Raw genomic sequence first — 16041 nt, forward strand, 5'->3', positions numbered from 1 at the left:
GGCCACGTGGCCCCGGCCATCGCAGCCTCACCGGTCAACTGGGGTAGCATACCGGCGCCGCGCAGACCGGAGCTGGGAGACCCCTCACTCGTCGATCGTGTTCATTCTCCTGCGTAGCCAGAGATAGGCGAACCGGCGCACATGCGACATCAGCCAGGCCCGTGCGTTGCCCACACGCAGGTCGAGGGCCGAGATGACGGCCGGATGCTCGGCCCTCAGCCAGCGATGGAACGCCGACGCCTGCGCCGACTGCTCCCTGACGAGCCGCACGCTCCACTGCGAGTCGCTGATGCGGAAGGCGGCCAGCGGTTCGGGAACAGCCAGAAAGTCACCTTCGAGAAGGACTCGCGCATAGGTGGTCTCGTCGATGAGGTAGGGGAATTGGGAGTCCCACAGCCCCACTTTCTTCAGGGTCGAGCGGCGGATCAGCACACAGGCCGGTTCGCCGAAGATGTTGCTGCCCACGACGACTGTGCGCCGGACGGCGACGGCACCTCGAACGGTACCGCGAAGGCCGGCGAGGCCGCGTCTGGCCACCACAACGGTGCCCCGGGCATCCACAATGTCTCGTGTCGATGCCACAAGGGTGACGGCGGGGTCGCTCTCGATGGCTGCGACCTGGGTGAGGAGGCTGTCGGGGTAGAGCAGATCGTCGCCGCAGACGAGCTTGATGTACTCGCCGGTCGCGGCCTCGGTGACGCGGTTCCAGTTCCGAAGGGCGCCCCCACCCGAGGGCGTGTCGAGCATCGTGATACGCGGGTCGGAGGAGTACCTGGCGATGACCTCTTTGGTGTTGTCGGTCGACGAGTGGTCGGCGATGATCAGCTCGAAGTCTTCAAAGGTCTGCGCGAGGATCGACTCGATCGTCAGCGCGATGTAGTCGGCATTGTTGTACGCCGGTACGACGACAGAAACTCTGGGGCTCATTCGGTGCTCGCTTGCTCGGGGGTCGTGCCGGTGCCCGGCTCGGCCGGTGATTCGGTGGACGGGGTCGGTTTTCTGCGGAAGGAGAAGTTGCGGTGGCCGAAGAAGCTCACCAGCGTCGTGACGAACACGATCAGTGCCTGCGCCACGATGGGGATGAGGTGGGCGAATTCGACGAGCAGGGGAAGCAGGATGGCGTTGATGCCGAGCGCCACGAGGTAGACGGACTCGAACCGGGCGAGGTCGCGCCAGACATGGCCCCGAACCCGGAACACGAAGCGCCGGTAGAGAACAAAGGCGCACAGCACGCTCGCGACGTGGGCGAACAGGAGCGTGGCCATGTAGCCCCACAGCTGCCCGATCGTCGCCTGGAAGAGAGCGAACCAGGCGAACCCGATGACCGTGTTCGCAGAACCCACGATCAGGAAGGCGACCCGGTAGTCCTTCACGATGCGGAGCATCAGGCCAGGGCTTCCCTCCATTCCAGCGGGGGGAGCCGGCGCCTGGCTGCGGGGGCTGGCGTCGCTCACAGGCTCGCCGTCGGCCACGGGGAGACCGGGACCTCGGAGGGGCTCATGAGGTCACCGCTGCCGGCGACCCACCGGCTGCGTCGAGGCGGAACCAGTCGACCGTGCGGGCGAGCCCTTCTTCGACGCCGACCACCGGGTTCCAGCCGAGGAGTGCCTGGGCCTTCGTGATGTCGGGCTGGCGTCGTTCCGGGTCGTCGGAGGGGCGGGGGAGCAGCTCGATCGTCGAGGTGCTGCCAGCCAGACGGATGACGGTCTCGGCGATGTCGAGCAACGTCTGTTCGTGGGGGTTCCCGATGTTGATGGGCCCGGGCTCTGTGCTGTGCGCGAGCCGGAGGATGCCGTCGATCTGGTCGTCGACAAAACAGAGCGACCGCGTCTGGCTGCCGTCCCCGTGAAGGGGGATGGGCGAACCGGCAAGGGCTGCCGCGATGAAGTTCGGTATCGCGCGCCCGTCGCCGACATCCATACGTGGGCCGTAAGTGTTGAAGAGCCTTGCGATGCCCGTGTTCGTGTCGAAGCTGCGACGGTAGGCGAAGGTGATGGCTTCGGCGTACCGTTTGGCCTCGTCGTAGACACTCCGCACACCGATGGGATTCACGTTGCCCCAGTAGTCCTCGGTCTGGGGGTGCACCGCCGGGTCCCCGTAGACCTCTGACGTCGATGCGACCACGAACCGGGCCCCGTCTCGTCGTGCGACGTTGAGGAGGGCTTCGGTCACCGACGAACCTGCGTGGAGTGTCTCCAGCGGGTACTTGATGTAGAGCGGGGGCGACGCAGGCGAGGCGAAGTGCAGCACCAGGTCGAACTTCTGCTCGATCGACTCTGCCTCTGCTGCGTCTGCGTTGACCAGCGTGAAGTTCTCGTTCGCGGCGAGATGCGCGACGTTCTTCGGGGACCCCGTGATGAACGAATCCACCGCGATGACACGGTAGCCGTCAGCAAGAAGGCGATCGCACAGGTGAGAGCCGAGGAATCCTGCGCCACCAGCGACAAGGGCTGTTCGTGTCGGTTCCATCAGGCAGCCACCTCCTGCGCGGAGGCGCCGGGAGCCGCGGAATGCCCCGGAGCGGCTGCGTCATGCGGAGCGGTGAAGAACGACCAGACGTCGGCTGCGTACTGGTCCCAGCTCCGGTAGGTGTTCGACGCCAGTTCCGTGCGCAGCGTCTGGAGGATTGTCGCATCGCTCAAAACGCTGTGCAGGGTGGACTGCAGGGTGCTGTCCGAGTGCGGATCGATGGTGATCACGCCGCGATACATGTCGGCGATCTCCTGCATGCTTCCGATGTTCGATGCAATCACGGGTGTTCCCGCGCGGAGGGATTCGACAATGGGAAGACCGAATCCTTCGTGGAAGGAGGTGAAGATCGAGACGGCTGCAAGACGGTAGCTCGCAGCAAGCAGGGAATCGCTCGCTGCCTTCACGATGACGAGCGGATAACCCTGGTCGAGAAGCACCTGCGCCAGATTGTCGAAGGCGGCACTGCCCCAGGATGAGCTGCCGATGAAGACGAGACGGAAGCGCTCGCCTCTCTGCCAGAGAATCCGGGCCGCCTGGAGAACGACCAGGTGATTCTTGCGGGGTTCATGTGTGCCAACGACCAGCACCATCGGTGCGTCATCGAGCTTGAGGCGCCTGCGAGCCGCTGCAAGGCTTTCGTCAGTCGATTCGTCGACATCGCCGGCGAGCACGACTGCCTTCACCTCCGGGCCGGTCCGACCGGATGCGGGTAGCATCCGCTTCCAGGCTTCGAACTCCGAACCCGTCGACGCCGAGTCGGTCGCCACCCTGGAGGAGTAGGCAACGGCGTCGAGGTACAGCGGAAAGTGCGCTGCAATGGCATCGGTTGCCGTCTCGCCCGAGGTCATCGGCACCACGTCGTACCCGATGAACGCCGTTCTCGTCGTCGAGAACCTGCCGAGCGCCAGGAGACGTTCGGCGCGTTCGCTCTCGGCCGCAAGTTCGGGAACAACGAGCAGCCCACCGTGCGGCACGACGATCTGTTCTGTCTCGACGGGGTCAGTGCCATCAGAAGAGGCGGCAACCTTGTCGACGACTCGGCCGTATTCGATCTCTGTGACGCGCCGAAGTGCGCGCCGGTTCTTGGTCCAGGCGACCAGTTGGATGTCGTGTTCGCGGGCCCACCGCGAGACAGTCTCACGAACGACTCTCTGGATTCCCGACATCTTGTCGGTCCGGCAGGTGTCGTGTACGTCGACCATCACCGCGTCAGCCACGATCTCGACTCGTGTGGCATATCCGAAGATCGAGAAGTCTGCCCTGTTGCCCAGTGACGACAGCGCGGCAGCCCCTCCGTTCAGTTTCACGTCGCGGCGGAAGTTGACAACGTCGGATTCGACCGGGAGTTCTCCGCGCTGGGTAGCCCAGACAAGCCACAACCGGGAGTAGGCCGGATCGGAATCGAGCAGTTCGCCCAGCTGCGCCATGTGCTCCGCTGCGGTGCTGCCGCGTACCTGGTCGCCGAGAGCGACAACGAGTGCGGCGACGTTGTTGTCCCAGTTGGTCGTGTCGGTCATTTCAGTGCCCCTTTCGAGACGAAGACGACGTTCCGGATCTCGCGGGCGTAGTCATCCCAGCTCGTGTCGTGACGATCTTCGATCTGTTCGTGCAGCGTAGCCAGGAGGGTGTCGTCGTCGAGGAGCCGGCCCATGGCCTCGGTCAGGGCGTCATCGTCGCGAGGGTCGACCAGAATGCAGCCTCCTCCTTCGGCGATCTCCGCAGTGCTTCCATAATCGGTCGCGATGACGGGGGTACCCACCGCGAGCGACTCGGCCACTGGAAGGCCGTAGCCCTCATGGAAGGAGACGAATACGCTGAACCGCGCTCGCGAGTAGGCATCGGCGAGACGCGATTCGCTGATGTCCCTGATCACCTCGATGGGTCTCCCGGCAGACTGCAGCGCCGTTGCCGCGTCACCGATCTGTGTGAGCCCGGTGTCACCGCGGCCGCCGACGATCAGGAGCCGGAACTGCTTGCCCTGGCGCCAGAGCATTTCGGCCGCGTAGACGACGGCGATCTGGTTCTTGCGCGGTTCATTGCTGCCGACCGAGAGGATCATCGGCAGGTCGTCGCTCGCCTCGTCGCCTGCATGCGCCTCGGCCGGAATGTGCTCGATGGGAAGAAGGGTGCTCGTGACCACGGGGCCGGCCAGGCCCTGGGCGGCCAGCGCCGAGCGGAATCCGTCGAACTCCTCGGCCGCGGAGGCAGAGATGGCAATGGCTTCGTCGAAATACTTCAGCATCGAGAGGTACGTGGTGAAACGATGATTCTCCAGGCGCGGAACGGAGAATCCGCTGGAGGCGGGGATCGTGTCGTACACGATGGCCACCGACCGGGTCGGTGTGAATCGAGCGAGGGCGCCGAGGGTCAGTGCGCCGTGCCCGGAGACGATCTCCGGCATGAAGAAGGTCGTGTTCCATGGAACGACGAGAGGGAAATCGTCGTCGTCGAGTTCGGAGACGTCGTCGCTCTTGCTCTGGTCCCAGTCGATGACGCGCTCGATCTCCGATCGACCGAGTGCACGCAGGCCGGTGTTGTCTTCGGTCAGGACGGCGAGTTGTACATCACCCGAGGGGTACCATCTGGCGAGCGTCTCGCGTGTGACGCGCTGCACGCCCGAGTTGAAGCCGAACCGGCCCGTCAGGTTCACGAAGGCAACCACACGGTCGTCGACGACTTCGATCTCGCGCAGGTTCGACCGGAACCGTGCCGTCCACACCCCACAGTGCTGAAGAACACGAGCGGCGCCCTCACGGTCGCTGAGGCCATGCGCATCGCGGCTCAGCCCGAGCAGCAGCGCATGGTCGGGAAAGCACCCGCTGACGCCGACGACGAGGAGCCACAGTTTGGCGAGAGTCTCGTCTGCGAGCGCGGCTCTGCAGAGCAGGCCCAACAGGACTTCGAGTGAGGGTTCGCCCGGTCCGACGGGGGTACCGGGGCCCAGGAGGTGGGGCGCGATCTGGTTGAGTCTCTGGTGAAGCGCCGCCCGGCTCGCGCTCAGGCTCGAGACGTCGCTCAGCGTTCCGAGCCCGACCGGGAGATGCCCCGATCGTACTCGAGCGAGTCGTTCACGGGCCCGTATCGCACGGAGCGGGGCAGTGACGCGCCAGCTCACACTGGCTCGAAGCTCTTCGACAGACGGCGTGTTCTCGCCGATGTGCGAGCCGAGGCCGGTCAGCCAGGCATCGACCTGGGCTCGGCTCGGGTGCGCGACAGAGGTGCTTGGAGCGTATTCAGGCATGGTCTCCATGGTAACGGGACTTTGCAACTCACCGAGGGGGCAGGCCGCCCGACGCCCCGGCGCACGTTTAGGCTTCGAACTGTCGTGTGCTGGTCGACTTGGCCGGGAACGGCGGTTGCCGCCTCGATTCCCGCACACGCTCGCATTCCTCGCAATCTGAAAGGGCCGTCGACGCTGATGGATGACCGACAACTGCCGCGCGACCCGAATCCGCGGCGGCGCCTCCTCTGGGTGATCGTCGTGGTGGTGCTTCTTGTCGCAGTCGCCGCCGTGATCGCCGGTGTCCTGCTCTCGACCGCACCAGGTCGAAACCCGTCAGCGAGCCCCACAGCCTCCTCGTCGGTGACGCCGACCTCCACGCCATCGACGTCTCCTGCCTCGACACCGCGGCCGACCGTGACACCGACGGCGACTCCCACCCCGACGGCAACGCCGACAACGCGGCCGATCGCTTCGGTTGCGCCGTTCGTGACGTCTGCGTCCTGGAACCCGACAGCCGTCGCGATCGAGGTCAATGCGTTCGTTCCCGAAGTCACCGACACCGACGGTTCGTGCACAGCCGTCGCCGTGCTCGGCGAGTCGAAGGTCACCTCCTCGGCGATCGCAAAGAAGTCGGCCTCCTCGATGGACTGCGGGGCGATGGTGCTCTCGTCACCCTCGCTCACGACCGGTTCGTGGCAGGTCACTGTCGAATATCTCTCGTCGACGTCTGCGGGCACCTCCGCCCCGACAACCGTCGACATTCCGTGAGGGTGACAACCAGAGTGAAGAGGGCAACAGCTGTGAATGGGGTACTGACTGTGCGGCCGCCAGTGAACCGTCGCGCACGAAATCTAGTTGCACGAGTGACAGCCGCGCTCGGTGCGGCGCTCCTGGCGACGACGATGCTCGTAGCCGTGGGCACCGTCGCGCCGCCAGCTGCCAATGCGCTCAGCGGGAGCTCGTTCAGCCCCGGCAACATCATCAGCGATTCGACCTTCTTCAACTCCGGATCGATGAACTCCGACGGGGTCCAGTCCTTCCTGAACGGCAAGGTCGCGAGCTGTGCGGCGTCCAACGGTCAACCGTGCCTGCGGAACTACTCGCAGTCCACGCCGACGCTGCCGGCAAACTCCTATTGCCGGGCCTACTCCGGGTCGGCGAGTGAGTCGGCCGCCCAGTTGATCACCAAGGTGAGCCTGGCGTGCGGAATCAATCCCCAGGTGCTTCTCGTCATGCTCGAGAAGGAGCAGGGGCTCGTATCGAGTTCCTCGCCGACCGCCACGATGTACAACGCGGCCCTCGGCTTTCTCTGCACCGACAGCGCTCCCTGTGACCCCGCTTATGCGGGCTTCTTCAACCAGGTCTATTCGGCGGCACGCCAGTTCCAGAGTTACACCCAGAACAGCTCCTCGTGGGCCTACCAGCCGGGTCGCATCAACAACATCCTCTACAATCCGAACACCGCCTGCGGGTCCTCGCCCGTGTACATCCAGAACCAGGCCACCGCGAACCTCTACATCTATACGCCGTACCAGCCCAATGCGGCGGCACTGGCGAACCTCTACGGCACCGGCGACGGATGCTCGGCCTACGGCAACCGCAACTTCTGGGTGCTCTTCAGCAGCTGGTTCGGCGACCCGACCGGTGGCGGACTGCGGTCCCCCGGTTTCGAGGGGGGAACCTCCGACGGGTGGTTCTCGAGCAATGGTGACCTCAACCGGGCCGTCTATCGCGACCCGGCCACAGCCCAGAGCGGCTCGTACTACATGGCCACGAATACCGCTGTTCCCGGTAGAGCGAACTCCCAGGATGTCGCACGCCAGGTTTCGGTGGGCGACCAGGTGACGGTCTCGGTCTGGCTCAGATCGGCCTTCAGCATGCCGTTCTCCGGGGCCGTGACGGTCTGGGGGCTGGGCGGCCAGACCGAGGCCGCCCAGACTCCCTTCACCGTCACCGACACGTGGCAACAGGTCACCGTGAAACTCCCGGTTCGGCAATCGGCTCATTCGACCATCCGGCTGGACATCTACCTGTACTCCACAGCTGGAACCCTGGACATCGACTCGGCCTCCATGGCCTTCGGGCTGGCGCCGCCCGTGCAGAACCTGCTCTCATACCCGTCGTTCGAGGGCGGCCAATGGGGTCTCTGGCAGGCCGGGAACGGCTTTCTGAACCGGGCCTTCTACAAGGATTCCTCCGTCGCCGAGTCCGGTGACTACTACGCAGCGAGTAACACGGCGGTACCCGGGCGTTCGCTCGCCCAGCAGATAAACGTCTCGGTGGCCGTCGGCGAGCGGTACAGCTTCTCGATGTGGCTGAAGTCGAGCGATCCCAACACTCCCATCAGCGGCAGCCTCGCACTCTGGGGCCTCGGCTCGCACTATTCGGCTGCCCAGACGCCCTACACCGTGGGGAGCTCGTGGCAGAAGGTGACCGTCAGCTACGACATCACCGATGCCAGCGTCACCCAGCTGAAACCCGAGATCTACCTCAGTACGACGAACACGACGCTCTATCTCGACAACGGCATCCTCAGCAGGAACATCGCCCCCTCCGGCGGTTTCGAGAACAATTCAGCCTCGGGTTGGGGCCCCGGGAATGGCACGGTCAACTTCGTCGTCTACAACTCGGCGCAGACAGGCGTTGCGTCGAAGTTCGGCTCCTACTTCGCCGCGACCAACACCCAGGCACCCGGCAGTTCACTCGCGCTCACCGTTGCCCGGCAGACCACCGTCGGCGACGACTTCACGGGCGAGGTGTGGTTGAGGTCGGCCGACCCCGCGAAGACCTTCAGCGGCACGCTGGCATTGTGGGGGCTCGGAGGTGCGACGGAAGGCGCGTCGGTGCCGTTCACTGTGGGTGCCGACTGGACGTTGGTGCGGGTCGATCTGCCGATCGGCAAACCGGACCACACCGACCTCAAGCTCGAGATCTATGAGTCGTCGACGAACAACACGCTCTTCGTCGACGGCGCTCAGATCTACTAGCTGGCCAGCCAGCCACCCAGCCAGCACGGCTGCGCACGCGCCCGGCACAGCTCTGGCGAGCATAGCCCGGCCCGACGGATCAGAACAGCGCCCAGGGGGTGTCGAAGACGTTGATGGGCTGCGCGAACGTGTACACGGCATAGTCTGCAACCACCGTGCGTGTCGTTCCCGGCGCGGAGCCGAGCGGGCCTGCCTGCACCATCAGGTCGTTGGCCTCGCCCTTGAGGAAGATCACCACCACCGGATCCTGGGCTCCGGCAGTCACTGCATACGGTGGGTACCGCAGAGGTCCGGAGAGCGTCGCGACCTGGCTGCGTTCCTCGGTCTCTGCGGTCACGGAGTACGAGATCCAATAGTCCCCGAAGGCGTGCGTGATCCTGTTCGCGATGAGATAGTCGCCCAGGGCCGGGATGTCACCGAGGATGTAGCTCTGGCGACCGGGGCTGAGGTGGTCCGAGAAGACCGCCCTCGTCTGGCCGACAGTGAGCAGCGCGGCCACCACCATGGCGACGATGCCGAGAAATCGCACCCTGGTGACAATCCAGGCCGCGGCAATCGCGAGTGTGGGCATGACGAACACCGCATAGCGGCCATGTTGGTTCGTCAGCAGCGTGCCCGCGCCCACAGAGATGATGCAGATCACGAGTACTGAGCCACCGACCAGGCTGGCGAGCCACACGTTTCGCTGCCGGATCGCGAGAACCGTGAGAAGCACGAACAAGCCGATCGAGATCGCCGCCACCAGCAATCGGTCGGGTCGTTCGATCGCGCTCACCGTCACCGGGAGAAGCTCGGTGAAGAAAGTGCCAAGGCTGAGGATGCGCGGCTGGCCTTGAGGAGTGACGGCCTTGATGGCCGAGGTGTACTGAACCACCCACGGCAGAGCTCCGATGACCACCGCGGCTGCTCCGACGAGCAGGTGGCGCCAGGATCGCTGGCGGATGATCAGCACCACGACGGCCGGAACGGCGAGCATCGCGCCCATGGGGGATTGCCAGAACGCCAGCCCTGCGAGCAGCCCGACGATCGCCCATTGCAGGTAGCTGCGGCGCACGTTCGTGCGCAGACCCACCGCCACCGCAGCAAGGCCGAGCACGAGGCTGGGCCCGTAGAAGCCCGGCTCGCTGATCGAGATCCGGAGGGTGTAGTAGCCGGAGAACCAGAAGAGGATTGCGGCGACGGTGCCGGTGATGCGGTCGAAGGCCTGGGTGCCGATGTGGCGGATCAGGAAGACGGCGATGACGAAGATGAGGGTGCTGACGATGGAGAGCACTTGGATGTGTGCTCCGAAGACGAGCATTGCTGCTCCGGCGATGTAGTCGAGGAGGGTGCCGCCGTAGCTCTGGCCCCAGAAGAACCAGGTGAATTCGCCTTCGGAGATGTGCTTGGTCTGGAGGTAGACGACGGCGTTGTCGGAGTCGACGATGAAGGCGGGGGTGTAGAAGAGGTAGATGCGGAAGGCGAGGCCGGCGGCGAGCAGCACGTAGAAGGCGATCGTGGTGAGCCGGGCATCCAGCCGGTACAGCCTGCTGTGTGGCAGAGGTTCAGCACTGGCGGGTCGGGTGCGCCCGGCGGGAGTTCGCTCGACGGCGCCTGTGTCGTCATGCAGGAGGTTGGTCATGGTCTCTCACAGTAGCGGGCAGGGGGTTGGAGCGAGGGTAGGCGCGTCACCTCAGAACAGCGCCCAGGTGAAGTCGAAGACATCGATGGGCTGGGTGAAGCGGTAGACCGCATACCCAGCGACTTCGGTTCGCGTGGTGCCGGGTGCCGTGGCGATCGGCTTGGACTGCAGCATCGTGTCGTTGTCGTTGCCCTTCAGGACGATCACGACGACCGGATCCTGGGCGGCCGCTGCGACGGCATAGGGGGCATAGCGGAGTTCGCCGGAGAGAGAGGCGACCTGGGCCCGTTCGTTCGTCTCGGCCGAAACCGCGTAGGAGACCCAGTAGTCGCCGAAGGCATGCGTGATGTTCTGCTGCTCGAGGTAGTCGCCTAGGCCACGGATGTCGCCGACGATGTACTGCGAGCCCGCCGTCGTGCTCAGGTCGCCGAAGAGCTGTTTCACCTGCCCGAAAGTGAGCAGTGCCGCAACGATCATCGCGGCAATGCCGAGAAAGCGCACCCGGGTGATGATCCAGGCCGCAGCGATCGCCAGTGCAGGCATGACGAAGATCGCGTACCGCACATCGACGGTCGAGAGAACGACCCCCGCCCCGACGGTGACGACACAGACGACCAGCAACGCGCCAGCAACGAGGCAGAACAGCCACGCGTTCCGGCGCCGCACGGCGAGAACAGCCAGCAAGGCCAGCAGCCCGATGCAGATGGCGGCGACCGTCAGTTTGGCGAATACCCCGTCGGCGCTGACGATGGTTGGCATGAGTTCGGTGAAGAAGGTGACGAGGCTGCGAGGGCTTGGGCGCCCCTTGGGCTTCACCGCTGACAGGCTGGTGGCGAACTGGATGATCCACGGCAGTGCCCCGATGACCACCGCAACGGCACCGACGAGCAGGTGGCGCCAGGATCGCTGGCGGATGATCAGGATGACCAGCGCCGGGGCGGCGAGCATCGCGCCCATCGGGGACTGCCAGAAGGCGAGGCCCGCGAGCAGCCCGACGATCGCCCACTGCAGGTATGGGCGGCGTACGCCGGTTCGCAGCGCGACGGCGATCGTCGCAAGGCCGAGCACGAGGCTCGGCCCGTAGAAGCCGGATTCGCTGATGGAGATCTTGAGGGTGTAGTAGCCGGAGAACCAGAAGAGGATTGCGGCGACGGTGCCGGTGATGCGGTCGAAGGCCTGGGTGCCGATGTGGCGGATCAGGAAGACGGCGATGACGAAGATGAGGGTGCTGACGATGGAGAGCACTTGGATGTGTGCTCCGAAGACGAGCATTGCTGCTGCGGCGATGTAGTCGAGGAGGGTGCCGCCGTAGCTCTGGCCCCAGAAGAACCAGGTGAATTCGCCTTCGGAGATGTGTTTGGTCTGGAGGTAGACGACGGCGTTGTCGGAGTCGACGATGAAGGCGGGGGTGTAGAAGAGGTAGATGCGGAAGGCGAGGCCGGCGGCGAGCAGCACGTAGAAGGCGATCGTGGTGAGCCGGGCATCCAGCCGGTACAGCCTGCTGTGCTGGGCGGTCACGGGCTGCACACCACCAGGAGTGGCGTCACCTGCCGTTCGGTCGACAGGTTCTGCTTCGCGGGGTACCGACTCAGCCATGATTTCTCACGGTACCCACGAGGGCCCTGAGAGTCAGCCCCAGGCGCAACGCCAGGCGAACCGGCAGCAGGTACCACTGGTGGTAGCGCTTTGCGAGGTACCGGTAGGCGCTCCGGTGGTGTGCCTTGGTCATCGCGGCCGAGTGGGCTGCGGTGGAGGTGCCACCGGCGTGACCGACTGTGGCGGTGGGCACGTAGAGTACCTTCCAGCCGGCGTTGCCGATGCGCTCGCCGAGGTCGACGTCTTCGAAGTACATGAAGAAGCGGTCGTCGAACCCGCCCACCTGCTCGAAGGCGGCCCGGCGCACGAGCATGCAGGCGCCAGAGAGCCAACCAGACTGAACCGGCTCGGTCTGTGCCGAGTGCGACTTGTCTGCCCGGAGGTACCTCTTCGACCAGGGGTTGCCGGGCCAGATGCGATGCAGCACAGCGTGCCCCGCGCCGACGGTGAGTGAGGGCAGGTCGCGGGCGGAGGGGTAGATGGTTCCGTCGTCGTTGGTGATGCGGGGCCCGACCATGCCGATGCGGTCGTCGGCTTCGGCAACCGCGAGCAGCGCGTCGATGCTGCCGGGAGTGAACGTGACGTCGGGGTTGGTGATGAGGATCCACAGGGCCTCAGGGGCCAGGCGTGCCGCAGCGAAGTTGACTGCGCCGCCGTAGCCGAGGTTGGCCTTCGGTTCGAGCAGTGTCAGCCCGCCGGGGTGGGTGGCAGAGCCGTCGAACTGTTCGAGAAGGGGCCGCAGGTCATCCGCCCCGGCATTGTTCACGACAATGATTTCAGGGCTGCGGATGCTGGCCTCCGGCACCGACTCCAGGCAGGTGACGACGTCGTCTCCAGAGAAGTAGCTGACGGTCACGAGGGCGAGGGCGCTGCTCATTCTGCCTCTGCTCCTGTCGATGGATTTCGCGTAACCCCGTTACCGAGGGCGGCTGAATACGCGCGAAGGTGCGCTGTGGCGCAGGCGTGCCACGAGAACCGGGTGGCTCGCGCAAGGCCCGCCTCTGCCAGGCGATGGCGTTCAGTCGGGTTCGACAGCAGCGCGGTGAGAGAACCGGCGATGCTGGCCTCGTCGACGTCGCAGTATGCCACGGCGTCGCCGCCCACTTCGGGCAGCGAGAGTCGACGTGTTGTGAGCACGGCTGCTCCGCTGGCCATGGCTTCGAGCACGGGGAGCCCGAAGCCCTCGCCGAGGCTCGGGTAGGCAGTGACGACCGAGCCGCCGAGCAGGGAACGCAGGTGGTCGATCGGCAGGTAGCCGAGGGTGCGCACGTCGCAGCCGGCGGCCTGCGCCTGCGCGATCGCGTCAGCGACCGAGGTGTCCCAGCCGGCGCCACCGGCGAGCAACAGTGCCGGGCGATCATCTGTCATGGTTGCCGTTGTCGAGACGAATGCCCGAACGAGTGCCGGCACATTCTTGCGGGGCTCAAGGGTGCCGAGGAACGCGACCCACTCACCCGGAGCCGGGTGAAGTGACGCACGGAACTCGGCAAGCTCGTCATCACTCGGCTGATGGAAGACCGCCGTGTCGTAGCCCAGTTGCGCAGCGACGACGAGCGACTGCTTGGCTCCCGTGACGCGACGGAACTCGTCGGCCGTCGCGATACTCGGGGTGACGACTGTCAGACGCAGGGCGTGTGCGAGCCGGATCCAGGTGCGGAAGAACACGCCCTTGAGTCTCGAGTGCAGCTCGGGGTCGCTGAAGAAGGTCAGGTCGTGGATGGTCACGACGCGTGCCCGGCGCGTGAAGAGCGGGAAGGTGTAGTGCGGGGAGTGGATGACCGTGGCCCCGACCGCACGGGCAAGCGCGGGAAGTCTCAGCTGTTCCCAGACGAACCGGCCCCTGGCCCTGGAACCCCACGGCGGCATGGTGACAACCTGTTGCACGCCCGCCGATTCGAAGGCGTCGCGGTCTCGAAGCTGGCAGACGACGACGAGTGCCGTGCCGAGCTTCACCAACTCAGGAACCAGATTCTCGACATAGCGGCCGACGCCGCCCCGGTTCGCGGGGATCGCCGTGGCATCGAGCAACACGGTCAGCGGTCGGCTGAAGCCTTTCAGGCTGCGGGTGTCACGCAAGGAGTTCGAGGTCATTGTCGACCATGCGTTCGACGATGGTGGTGAAGTCGGTGGTGGGAGTCCAGCCGAGTTCTTCGCGGGCCCTGGTGGCGTCGCCGCGCTGCTCGGCGGGGTCGACGGGTCGCACGAACTCGGGGTTCTGAGTGACAAGGCCCGACCAGTCGGTTATGCCGACGCGCGCGAAGGCGGCGTCGAGGAAGTCGTGGATGGTGTGGGAGACACCGGTCGCGACGATGTAGTCGCCGCCCCGGGGCGCTGTGACGGCTCGGCGCATTGCGTCGACGTAGTCGGGCGCCCAGCCCCAGTCGCGGCGGGCATCGAGGTTGCCGAGTTCGATGCCGTCCTGCAGGCCCCTGCTGATGCGGGCGACGCTCGCGGTGATCTTGCGGGTGACGAAGTTCTCTGGCCGGCGAGGTGATTCGTGGTTGTAGAGAATGCAGTTCGAGGCGTGCACACCGCGCCCGCGGAACACCCCGACAGAGAGGTGAGCGTAGGCCTTCGACGCGCCGTAGGGCGAAGACGGCCTGATCGGGGTGCTCTCGGTCTGCGGTGACACCTCGGTCTGGCCGAAGATCTCGGCACTCGACGCGTGCAGCACCCGCACATCGTGCCCCGTCTCGTGCAGGCGGAATGCGCTGTCGAGAAGGCGCACGACGACCTGACCGTTGATCTCGCCGGTCTGCACCGGGCTCCGCCACGATTCGAACACGCTGCTCACTGCGGCGAGGCTGTAGAGCTCATTCGGCTTCACCTCGGCGACAAGGTCTTCCAGCGCACCCACGGCCAGCAGATCCGTGCTGTGCAGGGTAAGCCGGGCGTGCTCACCGATCGCGGCGAGGTTCTCCTCGGCAGGGTTGCGGACGATTCCGTGCACGTCGTACCCGTCCGCGAGCAGGGACTGGGCGAGGTACGAGCCGTCCTGGCCCGAGATTCCGGTGATCAGGGCGACTGGCACGGGTTGTCGATCATCCTTCGTTGTCGGTGGTTCAGAACCGGAGGGAGCCTGTCTGGCGCGCTCCCTGAAATCTGTTCAGAGCCCGGCGAGGGTCTTCTGCTCGGCGATGTCATTCTTGACCATCATGGTGACGAGTTCTTCGAAACCGACCTTGGGCTTCCAGCCGAGGGCCTTCTCGGCTTTCGCGCTGGAGCCGATGAGCAGGTCGACCTCTGCGGGGCGCATGAACTCGGGGTTCTGCTCCACGTACTGCTGCCATTCGGTGATGCCCGCGGCGGCGAATGCCTTCTCGAGGAGCTCGTGGATGGAGTGGGTCTCGCCGGTGGAGATGACGTAGTCGTCAGCGACGTCTTGCTGCAGCATCAACCACATCGCTTCGACGTAGTCACCGGCGAAGCCCCAGTCGCGGCGGGCGTCGAGGTTGCCGAGCACGATCTTGTCCTGCAGGCCAAGCGAGATGCGGGCGACGGCGATGCTGACCTTGCGGGTCACGAACTCCGGCCCGCGGCGCGGGGACTCGTGGTTGAAGAGCACACCGGAGGAGGCGTGCATGCCGTACGACTCGCGGTAGTTGATGGTCATGTAGTGACCGAAGACCTTCGCCACACCGTAGGGCGAGCGCGGCCAGAGCAGGGTGTCTTCGTTCTGGGGGACCTGCTGAACCTTGCCGAACATCTCCGAGCTCGAGGCCTGGTAGAACCGCACCTTCGCGGGCTCGTCGCCGGAGTACAGGCGAACAGCTTCGAGCGCGTTCAACACACCCTTCGCGGTGACCTCGGTGGTGAGCGAGGCGTTCTCCCACGAGTACGCGACGAACGAGATGGCGCCGAGGTTGTAGAACTCGTCGGGCTTGGCGGCCTCGAGGGCACGGATCAGGCTCGACAGGTCGGTGAGGTCACCGGTGAGCAGGTGGATGCCCGGCAGTGTCGCTTCGACGAGGGCCCTCTTGGGGTTGTTCTGGCCGCGGATCAGACCGTAGACCTCGTACCCCTTGGAGAGCAGCAGCTCGCCGAGGTAGAGGCCGTCCTGGCCAGTGATACCGGTGATAAGAGCGCGGGGCATAGTTCCTCGTTTGTCTGTGAATCTGAGCGCGGAGCTGAGTCTGCGAAGG

13 protein-coding genes are annotated in these 16041 nt (G+C 65.4%); 2 read left to right on the plus strand and 11 right to left on the minus strand.

Features of this window, described 5'->3' with window-relative positions:
* Positions 1–84: 84 nt before the first annotated feature.
* From KPL76_RS06660 to KPL76_RS06680, 5 genes are read right to left on the minus strand one after another with little or no spacing between them, the layout of a single operon-like run.
* Positions 85–927 (minus strand): glycosyltransferase family A protein, encoded by an 843-nt coding sequence (locus KPL76_RS06660; protein WP_216335668.1) that lies wholly within the window; start codon positions 925–927, stop codon positions 85–87.
* Positions 924–1454, minus strand: coding sequence for a GtrA family protein (locus KPL76_RS06665; protein ID WP_253202209.1), 531 nt, complete (start codon positions 1452–1454; stop codon positions 924–926). Before KPL76_RS06665 ends, KPL76_RS06660 begins: the two co-directional genes overlap by 4 nt.
* Before the next feature lie 43 nt (positions 1455–1497).
* Positions 1498–2469 carry a UDP-glucuronic acid decarboxylase family protein gene (locus KPL76_RS06670; protein WP_216335669.1) on the minus strand — a complete coding sequence of 324 codons (972 nt, stop codon included), beginning with the start codon at positions 2467–2469 and terminating at the stop codon, positions 1498–1500.
* Positions 2469–3989 carry a glycosyltransferase family 1 protein gene (locus KPL76_RS06675; protein WP_216335670.1) on the minus strand — a complete coding sequence of 507 codons (1521 nt, stop codon included), beginning with the start codon at positions 3987–3989 and terminating at the stop codon, positions 2469–2471. Before KPL76_RS06675 ends, KPL76_RS06670 begins: the two co-directional genes overlap by 1 nt.
* On the minus strand, positions 3986–5713 hold the full coding sequence (locus tag KPL76_RS06680) for a glycosyltransferase (RefSeq protein ID WP_216335671.1): 1728 nt from the start codon (positions 5711–5713) through the stop codon (positions 3986–3988). Before KPL76_RS06680 ends, KPL76_RS06675 begins: the two co-directional genes overlap by 4 nt.
* A gap of 177 nt (positions 5714–5890) precedes the next feature.
* Here KPL76_RS06680 and KPL76_RS06685 point away from each other — a divergent pair, with 177 nt between their 5' ends.
* Positions 5891–6463, plus strand: a complete 573-nt coding sequence (locus tag KPL76_RS06685) for a hypothetical protein (protein ID WP_216335672.1) — start codon at positions 5891–5893, stop codon at positions 6461–6463.
* 95 nt (positions 6464–6558) lie between these two features.
* A complete protein-coding gene (locus tag KPL76_RS06690; protein ID WP_216335673.1) occupies positions 6559–8682 on the plus strand; it encodes a carbohydrate binding domain-containing protein in 2124 nt (707 codons plus the stop codon).
* 79 nt (positions 8683–8761) lie between these two features.
* Here KPL76_RS06690 and KPL76_RS06695 read toward each other — a convergent pair whose 3' ends face one another.
* The 6 genes from KPL76_RS06695 to KPL76_RS06720 form a co-directional block, all read right to left on the minus strand.
* The gene (locus tag KPL76_RS06695) at positions 8762–10303 is read right to left on the minus strand and encodes a glycosyltransferase family 39 protein (RefSeq protein WP_216335674.1); all 1542 of its coding nucleotides are present in this window, start codon (positions 10301–10303) and stop codon (positions 8762–8764) included.
* Between the two features lie 51 nt (positions 10304–10354).
* Entirely contained in the window at positions 10355–11899 is a 1545-nt protein-coding gene (locus tag KPL76_RS06700) for a glycosyltransferase family 39 protein (RefSeq protein WP_216335675.1), read from the minus strand.
* Entirely contained in the window at positions 11892–12776 is an 885-nt protein-coding gene (locus tag KPL76_RS06705) for a glycosyltransferase family 2 protein (RefSeq protein ID WP_216335676.1), read from the minus strand. Before KPL76_RS06705 ends, KPL76_RS06700 begins: the two co-directional genes overlap by 8 nt.
* Positions 12773–13990 (minus strand): glycosyltransferase family 1 protein, encoded by a 1218-nt coding sequence (locus KPL76_RS06710; RefSeq protein WP_253202210.1) that lies wholly within the window; start codon positions 13988–13990, stop codon positions 12773–12775. The genes KPL76_RS06705 and KPL76_RS06710 overlap by 4 nt, the downstream gene beginning before the upstream one ends.
* Positions 13968–14930 (minus strand): GDP-mannose 4,6-dehydratase, encoded by a 963-nt coding sequence (locus KPL76_RS06715; RefSeq protein WP_216335677.1) that lies wholly within the window; start codon positions 14928–14930, stop codon positions 13968–13970. Before KPL76_RS06715 ends, KPL76_RS06710 begins: the two co-directional genes overlap by 23 nt.
* 75 nt (positions 14931–15005) lie before the next feature.
* Positions 15006–15992: a GDP-mannose 4,6-dehydratase gene (locus KPL76_RS06720; RefSeq protein ID WP_216335678.1), complete on the minus strand. Its 987-nt coding sequence runs from the start codon at positions 15990–15992 to the stop codon at positions 15006–15008.
* Positions 15993–16041: the final 49 nt, after the last annotated feature.

Origin of the sequence: Subtercola sp. PAMC28395 (assembly GCF_018889995.1) — a bacterium.
Taxonomy (GTDB): domain Bacteria; phylum Actinomycetota; class Actinomycetes; order Actinomycetales; family Microbacteriaceae; genus Subtercola.